The 6,205-nt window shown below is 67.1% G+C and carries 8 protein-coding genes; 4 read left to right on the forward strand and 4 right to left on the reverse strand.

All coding sequences use genetic code 11. The features are described 5' to 3' along the window. Positions 1 to 134: 134 nt before the first annotated feature. The 4 genes from OXU42_18550 to OXU42_18565 all read right to left on the reverse strand — a co-directional run bounded on the left by OXU42_18550 (position 135) and on the right by OXU42_18565 (position 2,412). Entirely contained in the window at positions 135 to 557 is a 423-nt protein-coding gene (locus OXU42_18550; protein ID MDE0031385.1) for a type II toxin-antitoxin system VapC family toxin, read from the reverse strand. Positions 558 to 567: 10 nt separating this feature from the next. Next, positions 568 to 813, reverse strand: coding sequence for a plasmid stabilization protein (locus OXU42_18555; GenBank protein ID MDE0031386.1), 246 nt, complete (start codon positions 811 to 813; stop codon positions 568 to 570). Between the two features lie 119 nt (positions 814 to 932). After that, positions 933 to 1,406, reverse strand: a complete 474-nt coding sequence (locus tag OXU42_18560; protein MDE0031387.1) for a hypothetical protein — start codon at positions 1,404 to 1,406, stop codon at positions 933 to 935. Positions 1,407 to 1,668: 262 nt separating this feature from the next. Further along, positions 1,669 to 2,412 (reverse strand): S24 family peptidase, encoded by a 744-nt coding sequence (locus OXU42_18565; protein ID MDE0031388.1) that lies wholly within the window; start codon positions 2,410 to 2,412, stop codon positions 1,669 to 1,671. A 202-nt stretch (positions 2,413 to 2,614) separates the two neighbouring features. Here OXU42_18565 and OXU42_18570 point away from each other — a divergent pair, with 202 nt between their 5' ends. From OXU42_18570 to OXU42_18585, 4 genes are all read left to right on the forward strand, one after another. After that, complete coding sequence (locus OXU42_18570) at positions 2,615 to 3,283, forward strand: helix-turn-helix domain-containing protein (protein ID MDE0031389.1); 669 nt, start codon at positions 2,615 to 2,617, stop codon at positions 3,281 to 3,283. After that, positions 3,280 to 3,714 carry a hypothetical protein gene (locus tag OXU42_18575; GenBank protein ID MDE0031390.1) on the forward strand — a complete coding sequence of 145 codons (435 nt, stop codon included), beginning with the start codon at positions 3,280 to 3,282 and terminating at the stop codon, positions 3,712 to 3,714. Before OXU42_18570 ends, OXU42_18575 begins: the two co-directional genes overlap by 4 nt. A gap of 13 nt (positions 3,715 to 3,727) precedes the next feature. After that, positions 3,728 to 5,773 carry a type IV secretion system DNA-binding domain-containing protein gene (locus tag OXU42_18580; GenBank protein MDE0031391.1) on the forward strand — a complete coding sequence of 682 codons (2,046 nt, stop codon included), beginning with the start codon at positions 3,728 to 3,730 and terminating at the stop codon, positions 5,771 to 5,773. 1 nt (position 5,774) lies between these two features. After that, positions 5,775 to 6,205, forward strand: a 431-nt coding sequence (locus OXU42_18585; GenBank protein ID MDE0031392.1) for a relaxase domain-containing protein, incomplete at its 3' end; no start/stop codon positions are given.

A 6,205-nucleotide genomic window follows, 5' to 3' on the forward strand; every position in this document is an offset into this window, starting at 1 on the left:
CTTCAACACCGTTGGCGACAGTCTTGTACTGTCCACTAAAGCGGGGTAACTCCATGAGCCGTCAGAGAGATTCCAGCCCACATCCTGGAGCAGGGCGTCGATCTTGACGCGCGCAAAGGCTTCGGTCGTGCCGCTCATGCCACCGTCCAGGGATCCACGAGTTCGACGTCCGTGCTTTCAAAATCCCGCACGTTGCGCGTCACGAGGACAGCGCCACGGGAGCGCGATATGGCGGCAATCTGACAGTCGGCCTCGCCGATCGGCCGGCCAGCTCGGCGACGGCCGGATGCGATCTCCGCATAGGCTCGGGCCGCGGCGCTGTCGAACGGCAGAATCCGTTGCGTGAACCCGAGATCGAGCCACTCGCGCATGGCGGCTTCCAGTGCGTTTCGTCGCCTGCCGGCCGACATGATCGCGACGCCGTACAGCAGTTCCGCTTCGCTCACGGCCGTCAGATACATCTCCTCCGCGTCCTGCCCGGCTATCCACGCCGCCACGGCGGGATTCGGCACAGGGCGCATGAGTTCGGATGCGACATTGGTGTCTATGACAAACATCGCGAGCGTCTCAGGAGAAGTCCGGAGGCTCGCGCATCGGACCGCGTGGAGGAAGTTCGAGTTCGACGCCGCCAAGGGGCGCGAAGCACTCCTGTGTAAACTTCGCCAGATCCCGTGGGACGGTCCGTCCGCCGTTCACCGCGTCACGCAGGATGACGCGCACCTCTTCCTCCATGGAGCGGTGGTGCTCGGCCGCGCGCACGCGCAGGCGCGTCTTCACCTCGTCGTCCAGGTTGCGGATCGTGATACTCGCCATGGTCGTCCTCCCATGGTTGTCAACTTACGCGGGGATTGCGATGCAATCAAGATGCTGTGGACATCTCTAGCAGCAGATACAGCGTGTCCGGATGTTCTGTGTAGCGGTGGTGCTCGCGGTCAATCAAGGATCGGAGGGTCGGGTGGCCTGTCTCCGAGTTCACTCACTGTACGGCGTAAATTCGCCAGATAGCGCTTCATATCTTCCAGGAACCGAACTGCCTTACGAATGCGTTCCTTGTCGCCGGGCGTAAACGGCTCCGACTTATGGATCGCGTTGTTTCGTAGCTTGCGAATCTTCTCAAGGTCGTTCAGAGTTCCGACCGGAAACAGTCCGAGAGCCCAGGCGAGCCGCGTTCTTTGTTCGGCACCCCGAGGAACGGCCTGCTTCAGTGTCTTGGTCTCAGTTCCGGGGTACTGATCTGTCAGATGTTGGAAGGTTCGTAGGATATTCTGCTCTAGTTCCTCGTCGAAGGACGCGCTGGCCAGCGCAATAGCGGCTCGCGGAGGGCTTGCTTCCAGTTCGTCGGAGTATTTTTCCATTGCTTCCCAGTTCCGCACAATGGCGCGGTGCAATCCGTCGTCCGAATCCATCGGATCTCCTTTCGTCGCGGTAATGAATCGCCCGCTCTTCCATATGACCTCCCCCTCCTCCCGCCTATCCTTTCCTCATTATCATCATCCCCCTGAGCCCGACACATGCACCCCCTTGCCCTCGCCTCCCTCAGGGCTCATGTCCGTAATGGCAAACACTCCGTAGAGGGGCGTTTCCGGAAGGAGTTCCGGGTCGGCCGGGCGACGTTCCTGTCGATCCGGAAGTCTTCGCTCGACCAGCCGTTCGGGTAAGGCCGGACGGTCACGTCCGTCGTACCGCCCACAGCACCTTGCCGAGGATGTGCGCGTCCTGGGCGAGGCAGGTGTAGGGAGCATAGTCGGGGTTGGCGGAGATGAGCCGGATGCGGGCCGACTCGTCGTCATCGGCGGCGGCATCCCCGTGCGCGACCTCGACGCGCTTGACCACCAGTCCGATGCCGTCCCAGAGCACGAAGGTTTCGCCGGTGGCCGGGAGCCGGCGCGAGACGTCGACGACGATGCGGTCGCCGTCGCGTAGCTCCGGCTCCATGGAGTTGCCCCGGACCCTGAGGATGCGGAGGTTCTCGGGCGCGGCGCCGGCCTCGTGCCGGATCATGTTCTCCGGCCATTGCCAGAGGGCCGTCTCGGAGACGAACTCCTCGGCGAACGTTCCAGCCCCCGCGGAAACCTCCACTGTGACCTCCGGGATGACCGCTACCGGCGCGCCGGGCAGCCTGGCCGGCATCCGAGGAGGCTTGCGCTTCATGGGCCTGCGTTCCGGCACCGCCTCGTGGCGCAGTTCCGAGGGGTCGCAGCCGAGCATCTCACCCAGGGTCTCGCTGTCGCGGTAGCCGAGGACGGCGGGGATGCCCCGATCCACGTACTGGTGAAGGTAGGTCCCGTTGCGGCCGATGGCCAGGGATGCGGCCTTCAGGGTGAGGTCGTTTCGGCGGAGCAGGTCCCTGAGCCTCAGCCGGACCGGGTCGCTCCGGACCGCCTCCCTTTCGGCCGCGTTGTCAGGGCTCATCCGTTTCCTTTCGTAGGGTAGCCGAGGAACATCCAAAAAAACTTACCACATCGCAGCGCACACAAGGGCATGGCTTCGCAACTTCGTCGTTACTTGTAGGCTATACACGACCAAAGCCTATTGTCAAGCGCGAATTCTTCCTCTATTGTTCCGACGCGACCTTCTGCGGCGCGCGGTTGCGGCCTGGCGGAAACGCTGCGGAATGAGCGCCCGGCGCTTCGGCGCCGAAGCGTTGGGAGACCCCGGATTTCGTGTTCTCGCAAGCTCGGGGGCGGTCGGTGCGGCTCGGGACGGCGGACCGCGTCCTGGTCTTCATGGGCCTTGCGCCCTGGGTCCGGCGTTCCGGCGCGAGGTCGAGGCATTCCTGGAAGTGACCGGCGCCAAGGCTTCGGTCCTGGGCGAAGAGGCTGCGGGCAACCGTTCGTTGGTGGGGAGGCTCCGCAGGGGAGCTTCGCCTTGCCTCAGGACGGTCGACCGGGTTCGGGCCTGGATGACCGCCCATGCGAGCGCGGAGGAGACGGCCGCCATCCGCGCCGGGATCGATGACGGACACAATCTCGTCGAGGCCGCGGGACCTGGATCATCCACGGCCCCGCCATTGTCGGGCGGGGCCGTAGTCAACCTGGAAGCGGAAGGAGGAAGAGGAATGTACGGGAACGGCAGCAAGCATTTCAGCACGCGGGAGGCGGCGGCCTGGCTGGGTCTTTCGCCCCGGACGCTGGACCGCTACCGCGTGAGCGGCGACGGCCCGGCGTTCCACCGGTTCGGGAGCCGGGTGCTATACTTGGCCGCCGATCTGGAGGCATGGGCTTCGACGCGGCGGCTCTCGACGTCGGACGACGGCCCGGCGGGAAGGGAGGGGAAGCCATGAGAACGCCTTCACAGGCCAAATGGCCGCTCCTGGCGTTGGCGTGGGCGGCGCTGATGGTGTTCGCGGTGTGGACTTCGCCCGGCGGCGGGGGATTCGGGCCGGCGGGCGGAATCGAGGCGGAGTTTCCCAGGGACGAGGCGGTGGAGGCGAGCCGGGTGCGGCGCTCGGCGGCGCTGATCGGCGAGCTGGATGCGCACCTGCGGCGCATCGAGGAAGAGAACGCGCGGCTCAGAGCGCGGCTCGTGCAGGACGCCGAGGACAGCCGCGCGGTAATCGACCGGCAGGCGGCGGCCATAGACGCGCTGACGCGCCTGCTCGAAACCCCGGCGGACTTGGCGGTCGAGGATGTCCGGCCCGGTGCGGGGGCCGGCGGCAGGAAGGAAGGCGCTCGCGGCGGTCTCCTGGGCGGCGACGAAGTGCCTGGACCATGAACGGGAGGGTGCGATGATGTTCGGCAAGGCGACGCTCAGGGGCGGCCAGACCCTGCTTCACGACGTCCACATGTGGGGCCAACTGGTGCGCTGGGAGATCCTGGGCTTTGTCCTCGTGGTCGTCCTCGTCCCCTCCTTAGCGCTCTTCCATACCACGACCGCCTACGAATGGCGCATCGTCGGCATGGGGACCCTCGCGGAGATCAAGCTGACCATTGGATACTCTCCCAATTCGGGCCAGATGCACGAGTGGGGGGAGGGACGGAAGAGCCCGACCCCGATCGTGGACATCGTCGCGGACCGGAGAATCGAACGGATACGCAGACGCATGCTCGAGACGGTGCACTCGTGGGCATGGACGGGCGCGGGATGGGGAGTGGGCGGCATGGTTGTGTGCACCCTGGGGTTCTGGATGCTCGGCCGGCGGCTGGCCCGGACCCGGCGCGTGCGCGGGGCGGAGATGGCGACCGCGCGGGAGCTCCGAAGGCGCGTGCAGCCGCTCTCCGTGCGTGTGGCGACGGCCCTGTTTCCGGCCGCGCGGCGGGCGTCGTGCCGCATCGCCGGCATCCCGTGGCCCAGGCGCGCCGAGACCCAGCACACCATCGTCTCGGGCACCACCGGCTCGGGCAAGACCGTGCTGATCTCGGACCTGGTGGCCCAGATCCGGGCCCGGGGAGAACGCTGCATCCTCTATGACAAGATGGGAACCTATACGCGGTCCTTCTTCGATCCCGCCACGGACGTGCTCATGAACCCCCTGGACGCCCGGGCCCCGCGCTGGTCGCCCTTCTTCGAGGCCAGGACGCCGCGGGACTTCGACATGATGGCCGCCGCCCTGATCCCACAGCAGAAGGACACCGTGGACCCGTTCTGGGTCACTGCGGCAAGGCAGCTCTTCTCCAACGGCGCGGGAGTGCTCTGGACGCAGAAGGTAACCGAGAACCGGAGGCTCGTGGAGGACCTGCTCAAGACCGAGCTGTCGGAGCTGGCCGAAGCCATGGAAGGCACCGTGGCGCAGTCCATCGTGAGCCCGGACAACCCCAAGACCGCTCTCTCGGTGCGCGCCATGCTGACCGCGCACCTGGGGGCTCTGGAGTTCCTGCCGGACACGGGCGCGCCCTTCTCGATCCGCGACTGGGTGGGACGCGAGGACGAAACGGGGTTCCTGTTCCTCACCTCCCGCGGGGATCAACACGCGAGCCTGAGGGGTCTCATCTCGACGTGGCTCGAGATCGCGGTCAACGCCCTGCTCTCGCTCCAGCAGGACGGCGGGCGCCGGATATGGATTGTCCTGGACGAGTTGCCGACGCTCCACCAGGTGCCGAGCCTACAGCCGGGCCTTGCGGAGTCCCGGCAGTTCGGCGGCTGCTTCGTGCTGGGGATACAGGTGTTCTCGGCGCTGCGGGACATCTACGGGAAGAACGGCGCCGAGACCATCTCCGGGCTCTGCGGCACGCGGGTGGTGCTGTCGGCACCCGACCAGGAGACCGCGCAGTGGTCGGCGGAGAGCCTGGGTCGCGGGGAGGTGGAGGAGTACACGCAGGGGATGAGCTACGGCGCCAGCACCATGCGGGACGGGGTCTCCCTCACCCAGCATCGCCAGATGCGCCCTCTGGCGCTGCCCTCGGAGATCATGCGATTGGAGAACCTCCACGGCTACCTGAAATTTCCCGGCCCCTTCCCGGTCACCCCTATCAGGCTCAAGTACGTGAACCGTCCGGCTTCCGCCGAACGGTTCGTGCCGCGCAAGGCCGATGGGACCCCGCCCGGCGCGGATGCGCTTCCGATCGAAGGCGCGCGCGACAAGGGCGTGCAGGACGATGGCGGCGCCCGCCTCGTGGACGAACCGGTGGACGGCGGAGGTCAAGCCGATCCGATAGACGAGCTGAAGCCCGAGACGCCGCCGGAGTCCGGCACGGACCCGGCACCTCCGGAAGCGGAGGGGCGGACGGAAGACGCGGGCGCGCGGTCGCGGGAGAATCCGCCGCCCGAGCCAGAGCCGGCAGCCGTTGGAAACCCTGGGGACGAATCCGGGAGTCGCCGGGGCGTGGTGATCTGACGTGGTGGCGTCCATCGGCGCGGTCGCGAGCCCTTCCCAGGGCGCCGCCTACTATGAACGCGACGGCTACTACGCGAAGGACGCCCCCGAGCACCGCGCCGCAAGCTCGTGGATGGGGAGCGGCGCGGCCGAGCTCGGGCTCGAAGGGCCGGTCGACTCCGAGGTCTTCCGGTCGGTTCTCGAAGGCTTTGTGCCGGACGGCTCCGGACGGCGCCTCGGACGGATGGACAGGGACGGCGGGATCACGCACCGTCCCGGCCGCGACCTCACCTTTTCCGCCCCCAAGTCTGTGTCCCTCGCGGCGCTCGTGGGCCGTGACGCCCGGGTCGTGGAAGCCCACGACCGCGCCGTGGCGTTCACCCTCGACTGGTTCGAGAGGAACGTGGCGGAGACCCGGATGAGGGACCCCGGGACCGGCCGCGTGTCGCGCGC

The organism is Deltaproteobacteria bacterium (genome assembly GCA_028818775.1).
Lineage (GTDB): Bacteria > Desulfobacterota > Binatia > UBA9968 > JAJDTQ01 > JAJDTQ01.

Coding starts and splice junctions, on each gene's coding strand:
- OXU42_18550 (MDE0031385.1), bottom strand. CDS start 557: ATGTTTGTCATAGACACCAATGTCGCATCCGAACTCATGCGCCCTGTG.
- OXU42_18555 (MDE0031386.1), bottom strand. CDS start 813: ATGGCGAGTATCACGATCCGCAACCTGGACGACGAGGTGAAGACGCGC.
- OXU42_18560 (MDE0031387.1), bottom strand. CDS start 1,406: ATGGATTCGGACGACGGATTGCACCGCGCCATTGTGCGGAACTGGGAA.
- OXU42_18565 (MDE0031388.1), bottom strand. CDS start 2,412: ATGAGCCCTGACAACGCGGCCGAAAGGGAGGCGGTCCGGAGCGACCCG.
- OXU42_18570 (MDE0031389.1), top strand. CDS start 2,615: ATGAGCGCCCGGCGCTTCGGCGCCGAAGCGTTGGGAGACCCCGGATTT.
- OXU42_18575 (MDE0031390.1), top strand. CDS start 3,280: ATGAGAACGCCTTCACAGGCCAAATGGCCGCTCCTGGCGTTGGCGTGG.
- OXU42_18580 (MDE0031391.1), top strand. CDS start 3,728: ATGATGTTCGGCAAGGCGACGCTCAGGGGCGGCCAGACCCTGCTTCAC.